This is a genomic window from Aeromonas sp. MR19 (assembly GCF_963899305.1).
In the GTDB taxonomy this organism is placed as follows: Bacteria; Pseudomonadota; Gammaproteobacteria; order Enterobacterales; family Aeromonadaceae; genus Aeromonas; species Aeromonas bestiarum.
The window spans coordinates 537,352-561,749 of record NZ_CAWQWZ010000011.1 but is presented as its reverse complement, the minus strand read 5'-3'; the positions used below and the strand labels follow the sequence as shown (position 1 = coordinate 561,749).

Here is a 24,398-nt window from a genome sequence, read left to right as displayed (position 1 = left end):
GGTTCGTGAACACTCAGGTGGCGACGCTCTGTTCGCCCCCGCTAAAACGGCAGCCTCGGCTGCCGTTTTTCTTATGATGAGCTGGCACCTGAAGATCGTGCCGACCATGGCATTGCCCGCCTTAATTTTCCCTTAAGTTTGGCGACTTAAGCTGCCTGCCGTGTCCGGGCGCCCAGCCCCTTGCCGCGCTTGCCCTCAGGAAGAGGTGCGCGGCAAGCGAGCACTCACAACGGGTGCCCCCATGCAGGGGACCCAGTCCTGCCTGGTTTGTCGGAGTATCGTTATGCGCATCACCCTGGGAGTGATGAAGGTGAATCTGTTGCTGGTGCTGCTGTTTGCACTGGTGTTCAACTGGCCCATCTTCCTGCACTTTTACCACATTCTCACCCAGCTGGAGCACGTCAAGGCGGGCTTTGCCCTCTCTATCCCCCTGGTGCTGCTGGCCGCGCTCAATGCGGTGTTTCTGCCCTTTACCTTCCGCTATCTGCTCAAGCCCTTCTTCGTGCTGCTGATCCTGATGGGCTCTGTGGTCAGCTACGCCATGCTCAAGTACGGCGTCATCTTCGACGTGAGCATGGTGCAGAACATAGTCGAGACCAACAGCGGGGAGGCGACGGCCTACCTCAATGGCTCGGTCGCGCTCTGGTTCCTGCTGACCGGCCTGCTGCCGGCGCTGGCCTTGCTGTGGGTGAAAATAGCCTATCCCAGCCCCTGGTATAAGGGACTGGGGTTGCGTCTTGGTTCCATCGCCCTGTCGCTGCTGTTTCTGGTGGGGGTGGCCGCGCTCTATTACCAGGATTACGCCTCGGTCGGGCGCAACAACAAGTCCCTCGGCAAGGAGATAGTGCCCGCCAACTATGTGCACGGTCTCTATCGCTATGCCACCGACATCCTGTTTGCCACCCCCATCCCGTACCAGCCGCTGGGGACGGATGCCAAAGTGGTGGGGCAGGGCGGCAAGCCGACCCTGATGTTCCTGGTGGTGGGGGAGACGGCCCGTAGCCAGAACTACTCCCTCAACGGCTACGGGAAGCAGACCAACAGCTTCACCGCGCAGGAGGCGGGCATGGTCTCGTTTCGCAACGTGCGCTCCTGCGGCACAGCCACGGCTGTCTCCGTGCCCTGCATGTTCTCCAATCTCACGCGCCGGGAATATGACGACACCCTGGCCCAGTCGCGGGATGGCATGCTGGATGTGCTGCAACACGCCGGCATCTCCGTGCTGTGGAAGGAGAACGACGGCGGCTGCAAGGGGGTGTGCAAGAACGTGCCCACCATAGACATAGAGGCCAAGGCGTTCCCGCAGTATTGCCAGAGAGGCTCCTGCTACGACGAGGTGATGCTGGAGGGGCTGGATCAGCAGATAGCGCAGATGAAGGGCAACAAGCTGGTGGCTTTTCACCTGATGGGCAGCCACGGCCCGACCTACTATCGGCGCTACCCCGCCTCCGAGCGCTTCTTCGTGCCGGACTGCCCGCGCAGCGACATCGAAAACTGCACCAATGAAGAGCTGGTCAACAGCTATGACAACACCATACGTTACACCGACAAGGTGGTGGCACGGCTGATCGACAAGCTCAAGACGCTGCAGAACGACTACAACGTGGGGCTGGTCTATCTCTCCGATCACGGCGAGTCCCTCGGTGCCATGGGGCTCTACCTGCACGGTACCCCTTACAAGTTCGCGCCGGACGATCAGACCCGGGTGCCGCTGCTGACCTGGCTCTCCCCCCAGTTGCAGGCAGATCGGCGGCTGAACATGGATTGCCTGCAGCAGGAGGCGGCCAGCCAGCGCTTCTCCCACGACAACCTGTTCCACTCAATGCTGGGGATCATGGATGTGCAGACAAAGGTGTATGACGGGGCCCTGGATCTGTTCAAACCGTGCCGGGCGGGGTAAACCGGCGAACAGCACACAATAAAAAAACGGCAGCCAGTGGCTGCCGTTTTTTATCTCGCAAGGCCAGCGCCTTACTTCTGCTCCATGATGATCTGCAACAGATCACCCTCCAGCAGGGCCCGTTTCACCAGGGCGAAGCCGCCTATGGTGGGTTGGTTCTGGAAGCGCGCCTTCACTATGGGCAGGCCACGGTGGAAGCTCGGCAGAGACTGGTGCTCCACGCAGCGGCGGATGGCCGGGAACAGAATCTCTTCGGCGGCGGTGATTTCACCGGCGATCAGCACCTTCTGCGGGTTGAACAGGTTGACCGTGATGGCCACCGCCCGTCCCAGATGCTCACCCACGTTCTCGATCACGCTGCGGGCCAGTTCATCACCGGCCATGGCGGCCTTGCACACCTCCTGGATGGTGATGTGCTTCTCCTGCAGCGAGCTCAGGTGGCCGCGGCTGATGAGCTCTTTCACCTTGTCGACGATGGCCTCGTTGGAGGCTATGGTCTCCAGACAGCCAAAGTTGCCGCAGTGGCAGCGCTTGCCGAGCGGTTCGACCTGGATGTGGCCGATCTCGCCGACGTTGCGGTTCTGACCGAGGAACACCTTGCCCTTGGTGATGATGCCGGAGCCGGCCCCCTGGTGCACGCTCACCAGGATGGAGTCCATGCAGTCGCGGGATTCACCGAAGAAGTGCTCGGCCAGCGCCAGGGAACGGGTGTCGTTGCCCACGTAGCAGGGCAGGTTGAAGTGGTTCTCCAGCAGCTTGGCCAGCGCCAGATTGCGGATCTGGTACTTGGGGGTATAGATGACCATGCCCGATTCCGGATTGACCAGACCCGGCATGGTCAGCGCTATGCTGATCAGGTTGCGGCTGCGCTCCTGCTGGGCGTCGATGAAGGCACCAATTTCGCGCAGCAGCATGTCGACCACGGGCTGCTGGTCGATCTCGGTCACCTGGGTGATGTGCTGATCGAGCTCCTTGCCGTCGAGATCGTACAGGCTCAGCTGCAGATAGCCGCGGCCGAGCTTGGCGGACACAAACTGAAAGCGATGCTTGATGGTGGTCAGGGAGATGGCGCGCCGCCCGCCGGTAGAAGCTTGCGGTGAGGTCTCCTTGATCAGGCCATGTTCGATCAGTTGCCGGGTTATTTTGGTCACGCTGGCCGGGGCCAGCTGACTCAACTCGGCAATTTTGACCCGCGAGATGGGGCCTTGCAGGTCGATGAGCCGATATACGGCCGCACTGTTGACCTGCTTGATAAGATCTACGTTTGCTATTTGTCCGCCAGTCATAGTGTCACTGTGTTGTGTAGTGTCCGTTAACCACGGTCCCGCAGACCGTGAAGGCCTGATCAAAGACAGTCAGGTTGGCTATTTTTTCGACCTGGATACTACCGAGATGTGAGTCCCATCCAATGGCGCGAGCGGGATATAGGGTGGCCATTCTCAGTGCTTCATCGAGCGGTAATCCGACCTGTTTGACCAGATTTTCCACCCCTTCAATCATGGTGAGGGCAGAACCGCCGAGTGTACCATTCTCGTCGACGCACTGACCATCGCGGAAATAGACGGTTGCGCCACAAAAATCAAACTTCTCAAAGCCTTCCGGCGCACCGGCGGCAGCGGTGGCGTCGGTGACCAGCACCAGCCGATCCCCCAGCATCTTGTGGGCCAGCCGCACGTTGGCCCAGTGCACGTGATGCCCATCGACGATGACGCCGGCATAGACATCCTTGCGATCGTAGATGGCGCCCACTACGCCCGGCTCGCGGCCGTTCACGGTCGGGGTCATGGCGTTGTAGAGGTGGGTGGCAAAGCGGATGCCGTTGTCAAAGCCGGCCATGGCCTGATCGTAGTTGGCGGCGGTATGGCCGGCAGAGACCAGGATGCCCGCTTCCACCAGCTGGCGTATGTGCTCCGGTTTGTTACGCTCCGGCGCCAGGGTGATCTTGGCGATGGCGTCGCTGTTGGCACAGAAGAAGTCGATCATCTCGTCGGCGGGCTGGCGGATCTGCTCGGCCGGGTGAATGCCCTTGCGCTTGAGGTTGGTGTAGGGCCCCTCCAGATGCACGCCCAGTACCTCGTTGGGGTGGGCGGCCATGTAGTCGCGGGTCACGGCGACGGCCTGCTTCATGTCCGCATCCGGGCTGGTGATCAGGGTCGGCAGGAAGCTGGTGGTACCGGATTTCAGGTTGGCGGCCTGCATGGTCGCCAGGGTCTGGGTGGTGATGTGGCCGTTGAACATGACGCCGCCGCAGCCGTTGAGCTGCACGTCGATGAAGCCGGCGCAGAGGTTGGCGCCGTGCAGATCATGTTGTTCTATGCCGGCGGGCAGTTCGGCCCGGCGGGAGATGGCGACAATCTTGTCGCCCTCGATCACCACCCCGTAACCGGTCAGCACACAGCTGCCGGTGTAGAGGGTGCAGTTGGTCAATGCGTACATGGTGGCTCCTTACAGACGGCCGATGTTGGCGGCTTCCAGCTGCTGGAAGTAACGCACCGTCTTGACCTTGAGCTCCATGGTGGAGGGCTCGTCGCACACCATCATTCCCTTCGGATGCAGTTGCAGGGTGGAGATGGTCCACATGTGGTTGACGCTGCCTTCCACCGCGGCTTGCAGGGCCTGGGCCTTGCCGTGGCCCGTCACCAGGATCATGATCTCCTCGGCGTCCATCAGGGTGCCGACACCCACGGTCAGCGCCAGCTTGGGCACCTGCTCCATGTCGCCGCCGAAGAAGCGGGAGTTGGCGATGCGGGTGTCTTCGGTCAGGGTCTTGACCCGGGTACGGGAGGCCAGCGAAGAGGCCGGTTCGTTGAACGCTATGTGGCCGTCATTGCCGACCCCGCCCATGAAGAGGTTGATCTTGCCGTAGGACTTGATCTTCTCCTCGTAGCGCTTGCACTCGGCCACCAGATCCGGGGCGTTGCCGTTGAGGATGTTGATGTTCTCGGGGCGGATGTCGATGTGACAGAAGAAGTTGTTGTGCATGAAGCTGTGGTAGCTCTCGGGGTGATCTTCCGGCAGGCCGACGTATTCGTCCATGTTGAAGCTGACCACGTGCTCGAAGCTCACCTCGCCCGCTTTATGCAGCTCGATCAGGCGCTTGTAGGTGTTGAGCGGGGTGCCACCGGTGGGCAGGCCCAGTACGAAGGGGCGATCGGCAGTGGGTTTGAACGCATTGATAAGGTCAACGATGTAACGGGCAGACCACAGGCCCACTTGGCTGGCAGATTTCAACGGGATCAGGCGCATTGTAGATACCTCTGTACGGGTTGCTGCCGGGGTGTCGGCGGCAAATAGGCTGAGACGGATTCAAGTTGTTTTATAGCGTAAATAAAGATTGCGAACTAAGCCACATGTATCCGCTACCTTTATCTCGTTTGGGTGATAATGATCACGAATATACGTTTATTAATTTGCGCAGCGAAATAAAAGCCCTAGACTGCCAAACAAGCCTTGATGGCTTATGCGTCAAACGTGATAAGCACTTAATTTCTAGAAAAACATTAACTAAGGAGAGGAACCGTGAACATTCTCGGTTATTTGCAAAAGATCGGCCGTGCCCTGATGGTGCCGGTAGCGGTATTGCCTGCCGCCGCGATCCTGATGGGGGTTGGCTACTGGATTGATCCGAACGGTTGGGGTGGTGACAGCGCGCTGGCTGCCTTCCTGATCAAGGCGGGTGCCGCCATTATCGACAAGATGGCCATACTGTTTGCTGTCGGTGTCGCCTATGGCATGTCCAAGGATAAAGACGGTTCCGCCGCGCTGGCCGGTCTGGTCGGCTACCTGGTGGTGACCACCTTGCTGAGCCCGGGCGCCGTGTCGCAAATCCAGCAGATCCCGCTGGATCAAGTGCCTGCCGCATTCGGCAAGATTGAGAACCAGTTCATCGGTATCTTGACCGGTGTGATCGCCGCCGAGCTCTACAACCGCTTCAGCAGCGTCGAACTGCACAAGGCGCTGGCCTTCTTCTCTGGCCGTCGTCTGGTGCCGATCGTGACCTCAGTGGTGATGATTGTCGTCGCCTTCATCCTGATGGCCGTCTGGCCGGTCATTTACGGTGGTCTGGTGAGCTTTGGTGAATCCATCGTCAACCTGGGCTCTACCGGTGCCGGTATCTACGCCTTCTTCAACCGCCTGCTGATCCCCGTCGGTCTGCACCACGCCCTGAACTCGGTGTTCTGGTTCGACGTGGCCGGCATCAACGACATCCCGAACTTCCTGGGTGGCCAATCCTCCATCGACGCCGGTAAAGCGGTTGTGGGTGTCACTGGTATGTACCAGGCTGGCTTCTTCCCCATCATGATGTTCGGTCTGCCGGGCGCCGCGCTGGCCATCTATCACTCCGCCAAGAAAGAGAACAAGGACAAGGTCGCATCCATCATGATCGCCGCCGCCTTCGCCGCCTTCTTCACCGGTGTGACCGAGCCGCTCGAATTCTCCTTCATGTTCGTGGCACCCGTGCTCTATGTCATCCACGCCCTGCTGACCGGTCTGTCCGTGTTCATCGCCGCCAGCATGCAGTGGATTGCCGGTTTCGGCTTCAGTGCCGGTCTGGTGGATATGGTGCTCTCCAGCCGCAACCCGCTGGCGACTCACTGGTACATGCTGCTGGCACAGGGTCTGGTGTTCTTCGGCCTCTACTACGTCATATTCCGTGCCGTCATCGTCAAGTTCAACCTGAAAACCCCGGGTCGTGAAGATGACGAAGCCGTACCGGTACAGGCTCAGACCACAGACCGCACCGAACTGGCTCGCCAGTATCTGGAAGTGCTGGGTGGTCAAGAGAACCTGGTCACCATAGATGCCTGCATCACCCGTCTGCGTCTGACCCTGAAAGACCGCAGCATAGTGGATGAGCGCAAGCTGAAAGCCCTGGGCGCGGCCGGTGTGGTCAAGCTCGGTGAACAGAACCTGCAGGTGATTCTGGGCCCCTTGGCCGAAATCATCGCCGGTGAAATGAAGGCCCTGCGTTAATAGAGCGCAAGCTCGCCTCAAGTCTAAGTCCATTGTTGACATAACTAGGGCCCCGCCTCGGGGCCCAATATAAAAAAAGCCAAGAAATTCCAACCTTTACTTCAAATGAGAGCAGCAGTTATGAACTTGAAACATTCTCTGTTAGCCATTGCCATGTCTACCGTTTTCGTCAGCCAGGTACAGGCAGCCGATGCCGCCAAGCAAGCCGTGGTCGATTCCCTCGCCAGCAACCTCGTCGTCAAGTACGAAGTCGTCACCAACGACGGTGCCGGCGCCGGCCTCGACTGTCAGGCGCTGGGTTCCGAGTGGGCGAGCTGTGGCGTTGCCAAGCTGCACCTGACCAATACAGGTGCTGACGTCACCTCCAAGGACTGGAGCATCTATGTCTCCTCCATCCGTCGCATCCAGCGGGTCGACAACGACCAGTTCACCATCACCCATCTGACCGGCGACCTCTATCGTTTGACGCCAACCGAGCAGTTTAAGGGCTTTGCCAAGGACGCCACGGTCGAAGTGCCGTTGGTGGTGGAATACTGGGTACTGTTCGAATCTGACATCATGCCGAACTGGTATGTCGCCAGCGAAGGTGCCGAGCCGAAAGTGCTGGCCAGCATGAGCAACATCGATGACGCCAGCACCTACGAGAAGCCGATGCCGGCCGACGGCTGGAAGCGCACCAAGGATGACAACAACATCCTGATGAACAGCGAAACCCGTTTCGCCGCCAACCTGACCAGCAGCCTGCTGCCGGCCAGCAAGATAGATGATCAGATACTGCCGACCCCGCTCAAGCAAGTCATCAAGGCGGGCCCGCAGGTTGACTTCTCCGCCATCAAGCTCAATGCGCTGGACCTGCCGAGCGATCGCGCCGACGCCCTGAAGGCTCAACTGACCAAGCTGGGTGTTACCCTCTCCGACACCGGCTATCCAGTGACCGTCAAGCTCGGCAGCAAGCTCAAGCAGGCCGAAGGTTATGACATGACCGTAGGCCCGAAAGGCACTGTGATCCAGGGTCATGACATCGAAGGCGCCTTCTGGGGCGCGCAGTCCCTGATCTCCCTCTTGGGGGTCAACGACAAGCTGGTCAGCCAGATGAGCGTCGAGGATGCGCCGCGCTTTGAATACCGCGGCATGCAGACCGACGTGGCCCGCCACTTCAGAAGCCCGCAAACCCTGCACAAGCTGATCGACCAGATGTCGGCCATGAAGCTCAACAAGCTGCACCTGGGCCTGACCAACGATGAAGGCTGGCGTCTGGAGATCCCGGGGCTGCCGGAGCTGACCGAAGTGGGCAGCCAGCGTTGCCACGATCTCTCCGAGACCAAGTGTCTGATGCCGCAGCTGGGTTCCGGCCCGACCAGCGACAACCAGGGCTCCGGCTTCTACAGCAAGTCCGACTACATCGACCTGGTGCGTTATGCCAAGGCCCGCGGCGTGACCGTGATCCCCGAGATCAACATGCCGGCCCACGCTCGTGCCGCCGTGGTCTCCATGGAGGCGCGCTACCAGCGGCTGATGGCCGAGGGCAAAGAAGCGGAAGCCAACCAGTTCCGTCTGACCGACCCGGCGGATACCTCCAACGTCACCTCGGTGCAGTTCTACGACAAGATGTCCTTCATCAACCCTTGCCAGCCGGGTGCTGCCACCTTCGTGAGCAAGGTGATGGATGAAGTGGCCCAGATGCACCAAGCCGCCGGCCAGCCGCTGACCGCCTGGCACTACGGTGGTGACGAGGCGAAGAACATCATGCAAGGCGGTGGCTATCAGGATCCGGCCGTCACCAAGAAAGAAGAGCTGGTCGCCTGGAAGGGCAACGTCGACTCCAGCAAGCAGGACAAGCCGTTCGGTAAGTCGCCGGTCTGCCAGAAGATGATCGACGATGGCAAGATCAAGGACGTGGCCGAGCTGCCTGTCTATTTCGCCAAGGAAGTGAGCGAGCTGGCCAAGAGCCGTGGCTTCTCCACCCTGCAGGCATGGGAAGATGGCCTCAAGTACGCCAATAGCGCCAAGGATTTTGCCACCGACAAGACAGTGGTCAACTTCTGGGAAACCCTCTACTGGGGTGGCTTCAACGAGGCGATGAAGTGGGCGCACAAGGGCTATGACGTCGTGCTCTCCAACCCGGATTACCTCTATTTCGACTTCCCGAACGAGGTGCACCCGGCCGAGCGTGGCTACTACTGGGCAACCCGCGTCAACGACACCCGCAAGGTGTTCGCCTTCGCCCCGGAAAACCTGCCGCAGAACGCCGAGACTTCGGTTGACCGCGACGGCAACGCCTTCGTGGCCAAGGGTGACCAGGATCCGGTCAAGTTCCGCGGGATCTCCGGTCAGCAGTGGAGTGAAACCGTGCGTACCGATGCTCAATACGAGTACATGGTCTACCCGCGCATCTTCTCCATGGCCGAGCGTGCCTGGCACAAGGGCGGCTTCGAGCTGAACTATGTGAAGGGTCGCGAGTTCTCCGGTGAGACCAAGCATGTCAACAAGGCCACCCTGAACAAGGAGTGGAACCAGTTCGCCAACCTGCTGGGGCAGCGCATCCTGCCGAAACTGGATGTCCAGGGCGTCGAGTATCGTCTCTCCGTGCCGGGCGCCAAGGTCATCGACGGCAAGCTGGATGCGAACGTGGATCTGCCGGGCCTGCCCATCCAGTACAGCCTGGACGGCAAGAGCTGGAGCGCCTACGACGCCGCGGCCAAGCCAAGCGTGACCGGCAAGGTCTACCTGCGTACCACCAGCTTCGATGGCAAGCGCACCAGCCGCGTCACCGAGCTGAACTGATAGCAGTCAACCGTTAATGCAAGGTGGGTCGCAAGACCCGCCTTTCCCAAGCCCGATAACGCATCGGCCTTGGGAAAGGTTGACTGTGCGTGTGAGCCTTTGTTGTGTGTGTGTATTGTCTGTTTTTGTTTTTTCATCACCTTGAACCCCGCCCAGTGCGGGGTCTTTTTTTATCCGTCATGACATTCAGCCGGCGGGCGCGTGCCGTTTTGGCCTGCCCGCGCCCCGAATTGGGTAAATTCAGGTTGAGACAGGGCGCGTAATGAGGGATCATAACCGGCTTGACGGCGGGGGTATGAGGGTGCCAGCCGGCACAACTTCCGCCAGTGACGCATTTTTGAGGTGAGCCATGAGTCAGGCGAACAGCCCAACTAACTTTATTCGTCAGATCATTGATGAAGATCTGGCCAGCGGTAAGCACAAGAGCGTGCATACCCGTTTTCCGCCCGAGCCGAACGGTTATCTCCATATCGGCCACGCCAAGTCCATCTGCCTGAACTTCGGCATCGCCCGTGACTATCAGGGTCAGTGCAACCTGCGTTTCGATGACACCAACCCGGTGAAAGAAGACATCGAATACGTGGAGTCCATCAAGCAGGACGTGCAGTGGCTGGGCTTCCAGTGGAACGGCGAGATCTGCTACTCCTCCGACTATTTCGACAAGCTGCACGGCTACGCCATCGAGCTTATCGAAAAGGGTCTGGCCTATGTGGATGAGCTGTCTGCCGAGCAGATGCGCGAATACCGCGGCACCCTGACCGAAGCCGGCAAGAACAGCCCGTTCCGCGATCGCAGCGTGGAAGAGAACCTGGCGCTGTTTGCCAAGATGAAGAACGGCGAGTTCGCCGAAGGCAGCGCCTGCCTGCGCGCCAAGATCGACATGGCATCCCCCTTCATGGTGATGCGCGATCCGGTTATCTATCGCATCAAGTTTGCCCACCACCACCAGACAGGTGACAAGTGGTGCATCTACCCGATGTACGACTTCACTCACTGCATCTCGGACGCGCTGGAAGGGATCACCCACTCCATCTGTACCCTGGAATTCCAGGACAACCGTCGTCTGTATGACTGGGTGCTGGACAACATCACCATCGACTGCCACCCGCGTCAGTACGAGTTCTCTCGTCTGAACCTCGAATACACCGTCATGTCCAAGCGCAAGCTGAACCTGCTGGTGACCGAGAAGCACGTGGATGGCTGGGACGATCCGCGCATGTTGACCGTTTCCGGTCTGCGTCGTCGTGGCTACACCTCGGCCTCCATCCGCGAGTTCTGCAAGCGCATCGGCGTGACCAAGCAGGACAACATAGTCGAGATGAGCATGCTGGAAGCCTGCATCCGTGACGATCTCAACGAGAATGCACCGCGCGCCATGGCCGTGCTGCATCCGGTGAAGGTGGTCATCGAGAACCTGGCGGCCGACGAGGTGCTGACTGCACCGGCGCACCCGAGCAACGCCGAGATGGGCACCCGCGAGTTGAACTTTACCCGCGAGATCTTCATCGACGAAGCGGACTTCAAAGAAGAAGCGAACAAGCAGTTCAAGCGGCTGGTGCTGGGCAAGGAAGTGCGCCTGCGCAACGCCTATGTGATCAAGGCCGAGCGGGTCGAGAAGGATGCGGATGGCAAGGTGACTTGCATCTACTGCTCCTACGATCCCGAGACTCTGGGCAAGGATCCGGCCGATGGCCGCAAGGTGAAGGGCGTGATCCACTGGGTCTCCGCCACGCACTCCCTGCCGGCCGAGATCCGTCTCTATGACCGTCTGTTCAAGATGCCGAACCCGGGTGCCGAGGCTGACTTCGAGGCGGCGCTCAACCCGGACTCCCTGGTGATCATCGAAGGCGCCCGCGTGGAAGCCTCCTTGCAGAACGCCAAGCCGGAGTTTGCCTACCAGTTCGAGCGTGAAGGCTACTTCTGCGCCGACAACAAGCTCTCCAGCACCGAGCACCTGGTGTTCAACCGCACCGTGGCCCTGCGTGACGTCTGGGGCAAGGCCGAGGCCTGACAAGCAGAGGGCAGGGGAGACCCTGCCCCTCTTGTCCGGATTGCGGACACAAAAAAAGCCAGCGCTATGCTGGCTTTTTTATTGACCGGTACAAGCCGCTATCAATCGTCGTGCTTGCAGTCGCCGTTGGCGCAGTGGCCGTACAGATAGAGGCTGTGATTGGTCAGGCGAATGTTGTGCAGCTTGGCGATGTCGCGCTGGCGCTGCTCGATCACCTCGTCGGAGAACTCGATCACCTTGCCACAATCGAGGCAGACCAGGTGGTCGTGGTGTTCCTGGGTGGCCAGCTCGAACACCGACTTGCCCCCTTCGAAGTGGTGACGGGTAACAATACCGGCATCATCAAACTGGTTGAGAACGCGATATACGGTAGCGAGACCAATCTCTTCACCCTGGTCGATCAGTCGTTTGTACAGATCTTCCGCACTGGTGTGCTGGCAATCCGGCTGTTGCAGGATTTCCAGGATTTTGACGCGGGGCAAGGTGATCTTGAGCCCGGCCTTTTTTAACGCTTGGTTGTTGTCTGCCATATTCTACTTATTCGCATTCTCGAAGGTGTGGTTATTCTGATTGACTGCCGCTGGAATGGCAACCACGAACTCGCTTGGCCTGTCATTATAGGTCGTAGCTTACCTAAAAATAAACCCAGTAATTCAAGGGCTTTAGCGCAAAGTCCGCCATCTGGCCGAATTGGTGAAATCGCGGCACCGGCTTGCTCGCCCGTCGAATGTTGATAAGATGTAACCTTCTTCATTGTCTGGTCGGATGAGATCCATGGATTGGCTTTTTGACAACGCGGCCTGGGTGCGCCGCGCCCTCAACGCCTGGCCCCCCTTCTGGGGCGCCGGTATCAAGATAGAGGCGCTGAGCGATGATTTTCGCTACTGCCGGGTGACGCTCAAGTCCCGCTGGTGGAACAAGAACGCCAACCGCACCCAGTTTGGTGGCAGTATGTTTGCGATGACGGACCCCATTTATCCGCTGATGCTGATGGGCTATTTCAAGAACCGCTATTACGTCTGGGACAAGGCGGGCAGCATCAACTACATCAAGCCGGGCAAGGGCAAGCTGGTGGCCGAATTCAACCTGACCGACGGCAAGCTGGCCGAGATAGCGGCGGCGACCGAGGGGGGCAACAAACACTTCCCCGAGTTCGAGGTGACGGTGCAGGACAAGGGCGGCGAGCTGGTGGCCCAGGTCAAGCGCACCCTCTATGTGCGCGCTAAACCCGAGCACAGGGGCGGCTAGCAAGGGCATGTTGCAGAAACAACAAGGGCCCCGATGGGGCCCTTGTTGTCAGAGGTGGCTGGCTCGCCGGATCACTCCAGCTCGGCCAGGCACATCTCTTCATGCAGCTGCTTGCACCAGCCCTTGACGCGCTCGGCGGTCAGCTCCGGCTGGCGATCTTCGTCGATACCCAGACCGACGAAGTGCTTGTCATCCACCACAGCCTTGGAGGCTTCAAACTCGTAACCGGCGGTTGGCCAGTTGCCGATGATGATGGCGCCTTTGGCTTCGACTATGTCACGCAGTGTGCCCATGGCGTCGAGGAAGTACTCGGCATAGTCTTCCTGATCGCCGCATCCGAAGATGGCGACCAGCTTGTTGGTGAAGTCGATCTCTTCCAGCTCGGGGAAAAAGTCATCCCAATCGGCTTGGGCTTCGCCGTAGTACCAAGTCGGGATACCGAACATCAGCAGATCGAAGCTGTCGATGTCGGCCTTGCTGCTCTTGGCAATGTCACGGACTTCAATCAGTTGTTTGCCCAGTTCTTTCTGGATCATCTTGGCGACAGCTTCGGTATTACCGGTATCGCTGCCGAAAAACAGACCTACACTAGCCATAGTGTTTAGTTACCCGTATCTGGTGTTAATGCTTAACGGTCAGATTGCGATGCCTGCTGCGAAAGCAGACTCAATCTGTTGCTTCAGGATAGATTGGATCAGCTCGGCTCGGCTGACGTTCTGTTGTAACGCAAGTTGGTTCAGGCGCTCCAGCAACTCGGCCTCCACCTTTAACTCAACCCGTTTCAGGCCATTCTCTCGATCGCGCTTAAGCTGGTTGCGCTTGTTGATCTTGAGCTGGGTCTCACGGGGGAGTGGATTGGTCTTTGGCCTGCCGGGGCGCTTCTCATTTGCGAACAGATCCAGTGTTGTTCGATCAGTTTGCTGTTTGGCCATACATCACAGATGAAAATAAGTTAGCCGATCCCTGAGCCTTCCCAGCCCAATTCGATCAGCCCCTTGGCGACAAAACCCGCGCAACCGAGAAAGAGAACCAACCAGACGATGAGTCGGCCGAAACGGGGCACATTACCGCGTTTGAGCACGTCGTGAATGGCCAGGCCAATCAATATGAAAATGGCCAGAAAGAACAACTTCAGGCCCAGACTCTCGATAAGATCGATATGTTCACTCAGCATGGATTGCGCACACTCCTTATGACGGGCGCACTATATCACAAAGGATTTGAAACTGTTAACCGCCTGTCGACAGGAAATCCACAACCAATTTGTTGAACAAAACCGGCTTTTCGGCGTGCAGCCAGTGGCCGGTTCCGGCGATGACCCGGGCCTTTGCCGTAGGGAATTGCGCCATCACAGTCTCGGTATGCTGGGGCTGCATGTAGTCAGAATCCCCCCCCTTGATGAAGAGCGCGGGCCCCTCGAAGCGGCTCTGGTCGTCGGGCCAGCCCATGATGTTGGCGTAGTTGCGCTCCAGCGCCGGCACGTTGAAGCGCCAGCCCCAACCTGACTCCCCCTTGGCGAAAGACTTGAGCAGGAACTGGCGCACGCCGGGGATCTCGACATATTGGGCCAGCAGGGCTTCCGCCTCGCTGCGGCTCTGCACCGGCTGGCGCAGGGTGGCGTTGAGGCCGGCAAACACATTCTGATGGCGGGCATGGGGATAGGCGACCGGCGCTATGTCGGCCACCACCAGCTTGCCGATCCGGGCGGGGGCCTGCTTGGCCAGCTGCATGGCGACCTTGCCGCCCATGGAGTGGCCGACCAGGGCCACCTGATCCAGCGCCAGGGCATCGAGCAGGGCGAGCACGTCGGCGGCCTGCTGGGGATAGCTCATCTCGCCTGAGTGGAAGGAGGCGCCATGGTTGCGCAGATCCACGCTGATGACGCGATAGTGCTCGCCGAGTGCGCGGGCCAGCAGCCCCAGGTTGTCCAGGCTGCCGAACAGACCGTGGATCAGCACGACAGCCGGGCCCTGGCCCTGTTCCTTGAAGTTCAATAATGAGTTTTGTTGCAAAATGACACCTTGCCGGTCGTGGGCTTTTTCGCCTGTTTTTTAACACACTGAAAGAAAAGGATTTCATTCCCTGGGAGGCATTTTTTTGTGGTTTTTTTTCAAAAAAATGGCCCCGTATGCGCTATCAGTGCGGAGGATCACACACTTGGCCCGCCATTATGCCGTATTCTCGATGAGATTCATGCATATCTGCCAGCCCTTGGCTTGGGCTGCCGGGTTTGCCTATGTATAATCGCCGCATCCGAATTTCGACGAGTCCAGCGCATCCCTATGAAAACCATCGAGCTTGATGACGATCTCTACTTCTATATCGCCAGCCAGACCCGGCACATTGGTGAGAGTGCCTCCGATATCCTGCGCCGTCTGCTGGAACACCCCACGCACATCGCAGTGCCGCCGGCCGAGCCGGTCGCCACTGCCCAGCCGCGCGTCGTCGCCGACCCCATAGGGCTGCAGGCCCTGCTCGATTCGGGTGAGCTGCAAAAAGAAGAGAAGTCCATCAACCGCTTCATGCAGGTACTCAGTACCCTCTACCGGGATGACCCGGTCGGGTTTACCCAGGCCACCGAAATCAAGGGGCGCAAGCGCGTCTATTTCTCGCAGGATCCCGAGGCACTGCGTGCCAGCGGCAGCACCACCAAGCCCAAGCCGGTGCCACAGACCCCGTTCTGGGTGATCACCAATACCAATACCAGTCGCAAGCAGAACATGGTGGCCCAGCTGATGGCCAGCATGGGCTATGGCGAAGAGGTGATCGCGCAGGTGTGCAGCGCAATTTAACGCTTCATCAGACTCAGGCCTTGCCGGGCAAGGCCGCCATCAAGCAAGGACAACGCCATGGCACAGCATTCCCACGCCGGTCAGCCGGCCCGTTTAAGTGACCTGACCAACATTCCCCGTCTGGTCAGCGCCTACTACCTCAACAAGCCGGACATGAGCCGCCCCGAGCAGCGGGTGGCCTTCGGCACCTCCGGCCACCGTGGCAGCGCCCTGCACAACGCCTTCACCGAATCCCACATACTGGCGGTGACCCAGGCACTGGTGGAATATCGCCAGCAGGCCGGCATTACTGGCCCGCTGTTTGTCGGCATGGATACCCACGCCCTGTCTGAATCCGCCTTTGCCAGCGCCGTGGAAGTACTGGCCGCCAACGGGGTCGAGACGCGCATTCAGGCAGGCCTCGGCTTCACGCCGACCCCTGTCATCTCTCACGCCATCCTGCGCTACAACGCTGGCAAGGAAGGGGCTGGCAAGCCTGCGGCGCTGGCGGACGGCGTGGTGATCACCCCGTCCCACAACCCGCCGGAAGATGGTGGCTTCAAGTACAACCCGCCCCACGGCGGCCCAGCCGAAGGGGAGATCACCAAGTGGGTGGAAGACAGAGCCAACGCCATTCTGGAAGCCGGCCTGGCCGGGGTGAAACGGATGCCGTTTGCCGAGGCGCTCAAGAGCCCGTTCGTGGTTGAGCACGACTACGTCACCCCCTATGTGGATGACCTGAAAAACGTGCTGGATCTGGACGCCATCAAGAAAGCGGGTATCAAGATAGGTGTGGATCCGCTGGGTGGCTCAGGTGTCGCCTATTGGGACGTCATCGCCAAGACCTACGGCCTGAACATAGAGGTGGTCAACTACAAGGTAGATCCCACCTTCTCCTTCATGACCCTGGACAAGGACGGCAAGATCCGGATGGACTGCTCCAGCCCGTTCGCCATGGCGAGCCTGATCGCGCTCAAAGACAAGTTCGACATCGCCCTTGGCAACGACCCTGACTATGACCGTCACGGCATAGTCACCAAGGCGGGGCTGATGAACCCGAACCACTATCTGGCGGTGGCGATCCAGTATCTGTTCACCCACAGAACCGGCTGGTCGAAAGAGTCTGCGGTCGGCAAGACGCTGGTCTCGTCCTCCATGATTGACCGGGTCGCCGGCGAGATTGGCCGGACCCTCAAAGAGGTGCCGGTCGGCTTCAAGTGGTTCGTGGATGGTCTCTACAGCGGCGAGTTCGGCTTTGGTGGCGAGGAGAGCGCCGGCGCCTCCTTCCTGCGCAAGGACGGCACCGTCTGGACCACCGACAAGGATGGTTTCATTCTGGCGCTGCTGGCCGCCGAGATCCTGGCCGTTACCGGCAAGGATCCCCAGGCCCACTACGATGTGCTGGAAGCCAAGTTCGGTCGCTCCAGCTATCGCCGCATCGACGCCCCGGCCAACAGTGCCCAGAAAGCCGTGCTTTCCAAGCTGGACCCGGCGCTGGTTGAAGCCTCTACCCTGGCCGGTGAGCCCATCATCGCCAAGCTGACCCGGGCGCCGGGCAACGACGCCGCCATCGGCGGTCTCAAGGTGGTGACCGAGAACGGCTGGTTTGCGGCGCGCCCCTCCGGCACCGAGTCCATCTACAAGATCTACATGGAGAGCTTCAAGGGCGAGGTGCACCTGGATCTGATTCAGCAGGAAGCCCAGCAGATCGTCTCCGCTGCGCTGGCCAAAGCGGGCGTCTGAGTCAGCATCAAGCCACTGAAAGCTAAATAAAAACTGACTCAAAACCAAAAGAGGAGCCGCAATGGCTCCTCTTTTTTATTCCTCTCGGCCGAGGCGGTCTGGCACTCACGCCTGGTCGCACTGGCCCGTGCTTGCCCTGCGGGCCTGCCAGCGCTTGAAGAAGGGCCGCGCCGGCAGCTTCATCAGGAAGAGGGAGAGCAGGATCACCCCTATGCCGAGCCACTGGCGGCCATCCAGGGTTTCACCCACCATCAGCACGCCGCAGGAGACAGCCACCATGGGATTGGTGAGGGCCAGCATGCCCATCACTTCCGGGCCGTGGCGCTTGAGCCCCCACAACCAGGCCCAGTAGGCCAGCGCCGTGTTGAGCAGGATCAGCCAGAGCAGGCCGGGAGCGCTTGCCGGCTGCGGCAGCGGCATGGGGCCGGCCAGCCACCAGGCGAGCGGGATCAGCATCAGGCCGCCGAGCAGCAATTGCCAGGCGGTCAGCGCCAGCAGATCGCTCACCGGCCAGCGCTGCATCCAGCGGCTGGATTGGCCGATGAGCAGGGTGGCCAGCAGGGCGCAGGTCACGCCTATGGGATCCAGATTGGCGGAGGGATTGAGCAGCAGCAAGACCCCGGCCAGCCCCATCAACCCCAGCAGCAGCCATTTCAGGCTGGGCCGCGTGCCATCCTGCAGCCAGGCCAGCAACATCAAGACCAGCGGCAGTGTGGCGCCGAGCGTACCCGCTACGGCCCCCGGCAGCCGGAAGGCGGCCACGAACAGCAGGGCGAAGAAGGCGGCTATGTTGCAAAACGCCAGCAGAAATTGCTTGCCCCAGGGCAGGGGTGGCAGGCGCGGGTGCAGCAACAGCAGTAGCAGCCCGGCGGGCAAGGCGCGCCACACCGCCACCCAGTAGGGGGAGTAGTCGGTCAGATAGAGGCTGACGACGGCATAGGTGCTGCCCCACAGCAGGGGAGCCAGCAGGGCGATCAGCAGAGGCATGATTTATCTCTTTGTGAAGTATCTTTAAGTAAAGATAATCTAGTCCCAAATTGGTTTACTATCAAGTATCTCGATGAAAAGATAAGTGACCTGAGATGGACAGTGATCATGTAGACCTGCTGCTGGCCCAGTGGGCCCGGCAGAGACCGGATCTCGACTGCTCGCCCATGGGGGTGCTGGGTCGGGTGGCGCGGATGGCGGCGATCGCCGGACGGGAGGTGAGCGACGAGCTCAAGGAGTGCGGCCTGCTCGGCAGCGACTTCGATATTCTGGCGACCCTGCGCCGGGCCGGCGAGCCGCTGACGCCGACCGTGCTCTATCAATCCGCCATGCTGAGCTCGGGGGCCATGACGGCCCGGCTCGACAAGCTGGCCGAGCGGGGACTGGTAGAGCGGCAGGCGGCGCCAAGTGACAGACGCAGCCTGCTGGTCTGCCTGACCGAGTCGGGCAAGACCCTGATCGACCGGGCGGTCGAGCTGCACGTGGCCAACGAGCGGCGTCTGCTGGCGCCGCTGACCCTGGCCGAGCAGGCCCAGCTGGCGGCCCTGCTCAAACGCTGGCTGCTGGAAAACGAATAAAAAAACGGGCCCGCTGGCCCGTTTTTGTTGTCGCCGGATCTCGGTTCAGTAACCGCCTCTTGCATCCTTCACCGCCAACCCCAGCTGCCATACCGCCATGGCGTAGTGGGTGCTGTGGTTGTAGCGGGTGATGGCGTAGAAGTTGGGCAGGCCGTACCAGTACTGGTAGCCGGTGCCGACATCCAGCCGCAGCAGGCTCGACTCGTTGTGGTTGCCCAGAGGGCTGGTGGGGGTCAGCCCGGCGCGGCGCAGGGAGGCGACGGGGTAGCGGGTCTGGAAGCCGTGCTCATAACCGGGCAGCTGGCCCTGACCACGCACCGCCACCGGCTGGCCCTTCTCCCAGCCGTGGGCCTTGAAGTAGTTGGCCACGCTGCCGATGGCATCCACCGGATCCCACAGGTTGGTGTGGCCGTTGCCGTTGAAGTCCACCGCGTAGCGCTGGAAGCTGGACGGCATGAACTGACCATAACCCATGGCGCCGGCGTAGGAGCCCTTGGGTTCGGTGGGATCCATCCCCTCATCCCGGGTCATCACCAGGAAGGATTCCAGCTCGCTGGTGAAGAACTCGGCCCGGCGCGGGTAGTCAAACGCCAGGGTCGCCAGTGCATCCAGGATGCGGGTCTTGCCCATCACCCGACCCCAGCGGGTCTCCACCCCTATGATGCCGACTATGATCTCCGGCGGCACCCCATACACCTGCTGGGCGCGGTTGAGCTCGCTCTCGTATTCGCGCCAGAAGCTGACGCCATTTTGCACGTTGTCCGGGGTGATGAACTTGGCGCGGTAGCGATTCCAGGCGCCGGTCGGGCCCGTGGGCTTGCTCGGCGTGGGGGCCTGGGCATCCATCAGCCGGATGATCCAGTCATAACGCTGCGCCTGTGCCAGCACACCGTGCAGCTCTGCGCCGTCAAACCCGTGCTTTTGCACCATGCGTTGCACGAACTGATCCACGTTGCTGCGATTGGCAAAATCCCCCTTGCTGACCCCCTGGCCGTAGACGGGGCGGCTAGGCGGCGTCTGGTTGATGAAGGCGCTGTTGGGCTGGGGTTTGACCACGGGTTTGGCAGCCGGCGTGCTGCTGCAGCCGTAGAGCAGGGGAAACAGGGAAAGCGTGAGCACGGAGACAAGGCGACGCATAAGGTTCTCATGAGCCTGAAAAAGAGTGCCGCCATGGTAAAACATTGTCATCCATGCGCAAGTGCTCAGTGCATCGCAGGGCCTGTTCATCACACCCTGCGGCCTTGCTGCCGCAGGGTGTGATAACCGCTCCAGAGCCGGGTCAGGGTGGTGATGAGGCAGAGCAGGGCAAAGCCGTAGGCGAGCGGTGCAAACGCCGCGGGCCAGAGGCACATCAGCACGAACAGGGCTATGGTTTCGCTCCCCTCGGTGAGTCCGCCCAGATAGTAGAGGGACTTGTGGTGGTAGACGGGGTTTTCGATCCCCCGCTTGCCCGCCATGATGGCGAAGGCCAGAAAACTCGAGCCTGTGCCCATGAAGGCAAACAGCAGGGTGGCGGCGGGCAGGGCGTTGGCGGGTGCGGCGAGGGCAAAGCCCAGCACCACGGCAGCGTAGAAAATAAAGTCCAGCGTGATGTCGAGAAAGCCGCCGCAGTCGGTGATCCCGGTTTCCCGCGCCACGGCGCCGTCCAGCCCGTCCAGCAAGCGGTTGAGCAGTATGACGGCCAGCGCCAGCGGATAGAGGCCGAACGCCAGCAGCGGCAGCGCCAGCATGCCGATGGCAAAGCCGGTGAGGCTTATCTGGTTGGCGCTGATCCCGGCCCGGCAGAGCGGTTTGGCGAGCCGGGTGAGGGGGCTGCGGATCAGGGGAATAAGGTGGCGATCAAACAAGGTCGGGGTCCTCGGTTGGCAGACAAAGAGAGGGTGTGAGATCGAGTATGGTGCCGGGGGCATCCTCCTCGTCATGGGTCACCAGGATGGCAGGCATGCCTCTGGCCTTGAGCCGCTCGAACACCAGGGTTCTGAACGCGGCGCGCAGCGGTTTGTCGAGGCGCGAGAAGGGCTCGTCCAGCAGCAGGGCTTGCGGTTCGGCCAGCAGGGCCCGCAGCAGGCTGACTCGCGCCTTCTGGCCGCCGGAGAGTGCCCCCGGCAACTTGTCGGCCTGATCCGCCAGCGCCACCTGCGCCAGTGCGGCCAGCGCGGCTGCCCGTCTGGCCGCCAATCCCTTGAGGGTGGCGGGCATGCCGAACATCAGGTTCTCCGCCACCGTCAGGTGGGCAAACAGCAGATCATCCTGAAACAGCATGCCGATGCGCCGCGCCTGGGGGGGCAAGGGGGTGAGCAGCCGCTCGTCGAGCCGTATCTCCCCCTCCAGCCGGATGGGGCCCCTGGGGGGCAAGACTCCTGCCAGCGCCGCCAGCAGCGAGCTCTTGCCGCAGCCGCTTGGCCCCATCAGGGTCAGCACCTCGCCGGGGGCCACCTGCAGGGCGGGGAGCGAGAGCAGCAGGTTTTCGTCGAGGTAGAGGCGAAGGGGCGTGGTGCTCAGCATCGGCAAGTTCTCATGTTCAGCGGGCGCCCTTGAGCGCCGGGTTGAGCCTGGCCGGCAGCCAGAGCGCCAGCAGATAGATAAAGAGCGGCAGCAGCAGTTGCAGCAGGCCGTAGAGGCCCGCCAGCCGCCGGTTGAGGCCGCTGCCGATGGCCACCGCCTCTGTGGTGATGGTGACCACTCTTCCTGCACCAAACAGCAGGGTTGGCAGATATTGGGCCAGGCTTACCGCCGCTCCCACCGCGAAGGCGAACAGCAGCGGGCGGGCCAGCAGAGGTCCCTTCACCCGCCACCAGGTGCGCCAGGGGCCTGCCCCCAGCGTCAGCGCGGCCTGCACCAGGCGCGGGTCGAACTGACGATAGGGGCCGTGCAGGCAAAGGTAAACGTAGGGGAAGACAAACAGCAGCTGGCTCCAGAGCACCCAGCCCCAGCCGATGCCATTGCCTGTCCAGCGAAGACTTAGCCAGTCGAGCCCGAGGCGGACGCCAAACAGCAGGCTGGCCTGGGGCAGCAAGAGCGGCAGACAGATGAGCCAGAGCGGCCAGGGGCGGCGGCCCTGCTGCGCCTCCAGGCTCAGCACCACCATGATCAGCGCCAGCAGCCCGCTCGCCAGCGCCAGCAGGGCGCTATCAATGAGCAGCGGCATCAAGCCCGGCAGCAGATCTTGCCAATGCTGGCCGCTCCACTGGCTTGGCCAGAGGTCGGGGAAGGACCAGCGCCGGGTCAGCGACCAGAGCAGCAGTGCCCCCAGCACCGCCAGATTGACCGCGATCAGAACAAATACGCTGCCGCTGGCCAGGCGGGCGGCCAGCAGACCAGGCCCGGTCCGGCGGCCATCGAGCCAGGCGTGCTTGCCGATGCTCGTGTGGCCCCACTCCAGCAGCCGCAAACCGGCGAGCAGCAGCAGGCTGAGGGCGAGCAGCAAGAGGGCCCCGCTGGCGGTGGCGCCACGCCAGACGAGATCCGGATCCTGATACCAGAGCCACAACCTGACCGCCAGCGGGGCGGGGGCATCGGGCCCCAGCAGCTGGGCCAGATCCACCACGGCCACCCCGTAGGCGGCAACCGCATAGAGAGGCAGGCGCAGGGCGGGCCACAGCGCCGGCAGCAGCAGACGCCACCAGATCTGCGGCGCGCTAAAGCCCAGGCTGGCGCCGAGCCACTGCTGGCGCGCCAGCTTGGTGGGCTCCAGTGCGGCCAGCGCCATCAGCAGCAGAAAGGGGGTTTCCTTCAGGATCAGGGCGAAGATCAGCCCAAGACCCAGCGGATCCTTGATGGTCTGCCAGTCGGGGGGAAACTCGAAACCTGTGAGCGCTGGCGAGACGAGGCGCAGCAGCCAGCCGGAGGGGGCGAGCAGAAAGGCCAAACCGATGGCGAAGGCGACGTGGGGCAGCGCCAGCAGGGGAGAGAGCAGGCGCTGCAGCAGCGAGAAGGCCCGGCTCTTTGCCCCCAGCAGGCCGCTGTGCGCCAGCAGCAGGGCGGTCAGCAGCAGGCTGCCCAGGGTCGAGGCGGTGCCAATCCAGAGGCTCAGGGTCGCCGAGTGCCAGAGCCCGGGCTGGGCCAGCAGCCGTTGAAGGTGCGGGGGAGCCACCCCTTCGGCCAGCAGCAACCCCAGCCCCGCCAGCAAGGGGGCGGCCAGCAGGGCGGCGCAGCCGGCGCCAAACAAGGGGCGCCAGTTGGACTCTAGGTGACCGGCCGGGCTCATCAGTGACCGTAACGCTCGGTCCAGGCCGCTTCTAGCCTGAGCTGCCAGCTGGGGTGGGGCTCAGGCTTAGCCTTGAAGCGCAGCGCAGGCGCCTGTTTGGCCGAGACCGGCAGGGCGCTGGCTTGCAGCACGCTGGGATCGCCCCAGAAGGCGGGCTCGGCCTTGCGGGCCTGGGCCACCGGGCTCAGCAGGAAGTTGGCCACCACCTTGGCGCCGGCCCGGGCCGTGGCGTTGAAGGGGATGGCGAGAAAGTGGCTGTTGGTCAGCGCCCCCTTCTCCATGGCGACTGCCACCACATTGGGTGGCAGGGTGCCGTTTTGCACCGCGCTCTGCGCTTCCTGGGGATTGAAGCTGATGGCCATGGCGAGCTCGCCATCATCGAGCAACTGGCGGGTCTCGGCGGCGCTGGCGGGGAACAGCTTGCCCTTGCGCCAGAGCGCCGGATGCAGCTCATCGAGCCAGGCCCAGAGCGGCGCCGTGAGCCGGTCAAAGTCGGCGTCGGTCGCCTCCCGATAGAGGGGGGCGGGATCGGCCGTCAACTCCAGCAGGATCTGCTTGAGGAAGCTGGAACCATGAAACTGGGGCGGCTTGGGATAGGTGAAGCGACCGGGATGTTCCTTGACCCAGGCGAGCAGGGTTGCCGCCGAGGTGGGCGGGGTGGCCACCAGATCTCCATTGACCATGAAGTTGAGCTGGCCTATGCCCCAGGGCGCTTCCAGTCCTTCGACCGGCACAGTGAAGTCCTCACTCACCGGCAGCGTTTTGTCTACCTGCGCCATATTGGGCAGATCACCGGTAAAGGGGGCACCCAGCAGCCCCTGCTCCTTGAGCGCCTTGAAGTTCTCGCCATTGACCCAGAGCAGATCGATGGGGCCGCCCGTGTCCTTGCCCGCCTGCTTGTTGGCAAGCAGCTGGCTGACGCTCTGGGCTATGTCATCCACCTTCACCTGCACCAGCTTGACCTGATACTGGCGCTCAAGCTCCTGGCCGGCCCACACCAGATAGGCGTTGATCTCCGGGCTGCCACCCCAGGCGTTGAAGTAGACTGTCTGCCCCTTCGCCTGGGCCAGGGTTTGCTGCCAGTGGGCATCCTTGGCTTCGTTGGCACTGGCATGGGCAAAGAGGGCGCCGCCTGCCAGCAGGGGCAGGGCGCACAACAGGGATTTGAGCAAGGGCAGTGTCTTGATCATGTGAG

Annotated in this window: 22 protein-coding genes; 8 read left to right on the top strand and 14 right to left on the bottom strand. The window is 61.4% G+C overall.

What is annotated here, in order from left to right; genetic code table 11:
- Positions 1-283 precede the first annotated feature (283 nt).
- Positions 284-1,900: a phosphoethanolamine transferase gene (locus AACQ95_RS08325; RefSeq protein ID WP_241278298.1), complete on the top strand. Its 1,617-nt coding sequence runs from the start codon at positions 284-286 to the stop codon at positions 1,898-1,900.
- Between the two features lie 71 nt (positions 1,901-1,971).
- Here AACQ95_RS08325 and nagC read toward each other — a convergent pair whose 3' ends face one another.
- From nagC to nagB, 3 genes are read right to left on the bottom strand one after another with little or no spacing between them, the layout of a single operon-like run.
- Entirely contained in the window at positions 1,972-3,186 is a 1,215-nt protein-coding gene (gene nagC, locus AACQ95_RS08320) for a DNA-binding transcriptional regulator NagC (protein WP_042872493.1), read from the bottom strand.
- A 4-nt stretch (positions 3,187-3,190) separates the two neighbouring features.
- Positions 3,191-4,336: an N-acetylglucosamine-6-phosphate deacetylase gene (gene nagA, locus AACQ95_RS08315; protein WP_241278297.1), complete on the bottom strand. Its 1,146-nt coding sequence runs from the start codon at positions 4,334-4,336 to the stop codon at positions 3,191-3,193.
- A gap of 9 nt (positions 4,337-4,345) precedes the next feature.
- A complete protein-coding gene (gene nagB, locus AACQ95_RS08310; protein WP_241278296.1) occupies positions 4,346-5,146 on the bottom strand; it encodes a glucosamine-6-phosphate deaminase in 801 nt (266 codons plus the stop codon).
- 273 nt (positions 5,147-5,419) lie between these two features.
- Between nagB and nagE the strand changes: the two genes are divergently transcribed.
- From nagE to glnS, 3 genes are all read left to right on the top strand, one after another.
- Positions 5,420-6,874 carry an N-acetylglucosamine-specific PTS transporter subunit IIBC gene (nagE, locus tag AACQ95_RS08305; protein WP_042872488.1) on the top strand — a complete coding sequence of 485 codons (1,455 nt, stop codon included), beginning with the start codon at positions 5,420-5,422 and terminating at the stop codon, positions 6,872-6,874.
- Positions 6,875-6,994: 120 nt separating this feature from the next.
- Entirely contained in the window at positions 6,995-9,658 is a 2,664-nt protein-coding gene (locus AACQ95_RS08300) for a beta-N-acetylhexosaminidase (RefSeq protein WP_241278295.1), read from the top strand.
- 349 nt (positions 9,659-10,007) lie between these two features.
- Positions 10,008-11,669: a glutamine--tRNA ligase gene (gene glnS, locus AACQ95_RS08295; protein WP_241278294.1), complete on the top strand. Its 1,662-nt coding sequence runs from the start codon at positions 10,008-10,010 to the stop codon at positions 11,667-11,669.
- A gap of 101 nt (positions 11,670-11,770) precedes the next feature.
- Here the strand turns inward: glnS and fur are convergent, their stop codons facing one another.
- The gene (gene fur / locus AACQ95_RS08290) at positions 11,771-12,199 is read right to left on the bottom strand and encodes a ferric iron uptake transcriptional regulator (RefSeq protein ID WP_042036904.1); all 429 of its coding nucleotides are present in this window, start codon (positions 12,197-12,199) and stop codon (positions 11,771-11,773) included.
- A 244-nt stretch (positions 12,200-12,443) separates the two neighbouring features.
- On the opposite strand from fur, the gene AACQ95_RS08285 reads away from it, so the two are divergent.
- Positions 12,444-12,917, top strand: coding sequence for a DUF4442 domain-containing protein (locus tag AACQ95_RS08285; RefSeq protein ID WP_172955377.1), 474 nt, complete (start codon positions 12,444-12,446; stop codon positions 12,915-12,917).
- 71 nt (positions 12,918-12,988) lie between these two features.
- On the opposite strand, the gene fldA is transcribed toward AACQ95_RS08285, so the two are convergent.
- The 4 genes from fldA to AACQ95_RS08265 are packed head-to-tail and all read right to left on the bottom strand — an operon-like array spanning position 12,989 to position 14,911.
- Complete coding sequence (fldA, locus tag AACQ95_RS08280) at positions 12,989-13,513, bottom strand: flavodoxin FldA (protein WP_017412672.1); 525 nt, start codon at positions 13,511-13,513, stop codon at positions 12,989-12,991.
- A 39-nt stretch (positions 13,514-13,552) separates the two neighbouring features.
- Positions 13,553-13,849 (bottom strand): LexA regulated protein, encoded by a 297-nt coding sequence (ybfE, locus tag AACQ95_RS08275; RefSeq protein ID WP_005309699.1) that lies wholly within the window; start codon positions 13,847-13,849, stop codon positions 13,553-13,555.
- 20 nt (positions 13,850-13,869) lie between these two features.
- Positions 13,870-14,091: a DUF2788 domain-containing protein gene (locus AACQ95_RS08270; protein ID WP_042036907.1), complete on the bottom strand. Its 222-nt coding sequence runs from the start codon at positions 14,089-14,091 to the stop codon at positions 13,870-13,872.
- Positions 14,092-14,146: 55 nt separating this feature from the next.
- Positions 14,147-14,911: an alpha/beta fold hydrolase gene (locus AACQ95_RS08265; protein ID WP_241278660.1), complete on the bottom strand. Its 765-nt coding sequence runs from the start codon at positions 14,909-14,911 to the stop codon at positions 14,147-14,149.
- 288 nt (positions 14,912-15,199) lie between these two features.
- On the opposite strand from AACQ95_RS08265, the gene seqA reads away from it, so the two are divergent.
- A complete protein-coding gene (seqA, locus tag AACQ95_RS08260; RefSeq protein ID WP_241278293.1) occupies positions 15,200-15,709 on the top strand; it encodes a replication initiation negative regulator SeqA in 510 nt (169 codons plus the stop codon).
- A gap of 57 nt (positions 15,710-15,766) precedes the next feature.
- Positions 15,767-17,431, top strand: coding sequence for a phosphoglucomutase (alpha-D-glucose-1,6-bisphosphate-dependent) (pgm, locus tag AACQ95_RS08255; RefSeq protein ID WP_241278292.1), 1,665 nt, complete (start codon positions 15,767-15,769; stop codon positions 17,429-17,431).
- A gap of 105 nt (positions 17,432-17,536) precedes the next feature.
- On the opposite strand, the gene AACQ95_RS08250 is transcribed toward pgm, so the two are convergent.
- Positions 17,537-18,418: a DMT family transporter gene (locus tag AACQ95_RS08250; RefSeq protein ID WP_241278291.1), complete on the bottom strand. Its 882-nt coding sequence runs from the start codon at positions 18,416-18,418 to the stop codon at positions 17,537-17,539.
- Between the two features lie 95 nt (positions 18,419-18,513).
- Between AACQ95_RS08250 and AACQ95_RS08245 the strand changes: the two genes are divergently transcribed.
- Positions 18,514-18,996, top strand: coding sequence for a MarR family winged helix-turn-helix transcriptional regulator (locus AACQ95_RS08245; protein WP_103471926.1), 483 nt, complete (start codon positions 18,514-18,516; stop codon positions 18,994-18,996).
- Between the two features lie 45 nt (positions 18,997-19,041).
- On the opposite strand, the gene mltB is transcribed toward AACQ95_RS08245, so the two are convergent.
- From mltB to AACQ95_RS08220, 5 genes are all read right to left on the bottom strand, one after another.
- Positions 19,042-20,133 (bottom strand): lytic murein transglycosylase B, encoded by a 1,092-nt coding sequence (mltB, locus tag AACQ95_RS08240; protein WP_241278290.1) that lies wholly within the window; start codon positions 20,131-20,133, stop codon positions 19,042-19,044.
- A gap of 89 nt (positions 20,134-20,222) precedes the next feature.
- Positions 20,223-20,843, bottom strand: a complete 621-nt coding sequence (locus tag AACQ95_RS08235; RefSeq protein WP_241278289.1) for a CDP-alcohol phosphatidyltransferase family protein — start codon at positions 20,841-20,843, stop codon at positions 20,223-20,225.
- Complete coding sequence (locus AACQ95_RS08230) at positions 20,836-21,501, bottom strand: ATP-binding cassette domain-containing protein (RefSeq protein WP_241278288.1); 666 nt, start codon at positions 21,499-21,501, stop codon at positions 20,836-20,838. Before AACQ95_RS08230 ends, AACQ95_RS08235 begins: the two co-directional genes overlap by 8 nt.
- Before the next feature lie 16 nt (positions 21,502-21,517).
- On the bottom strand, positions 21,518-23,203 hold the full coding sequence (locus tag AACQ95_RS08225; RefSeq protein WP_241278287.1) for an ABC transporter permease: 1,686 nt from the start codon (positions 23,201-23,203) through the stop codon (positions 21,518-21,520).
- Entirely contained in the window at positions 23,203-24,393 is a 1,191-nt protein-coding gene (locus AACQ95_RS08220; RefSeq protein WP_241278286.1) for an ABC transporter substrate-binding protein, read from the bottom strand. Before AACQ95_RS08220 ends, AACQ95_RS08225 begins: the two co-directional genes overlap by 1 nt.
- Between the last annotated feature and the right edge of the window lie 5 nt (positions 24,394-24,398).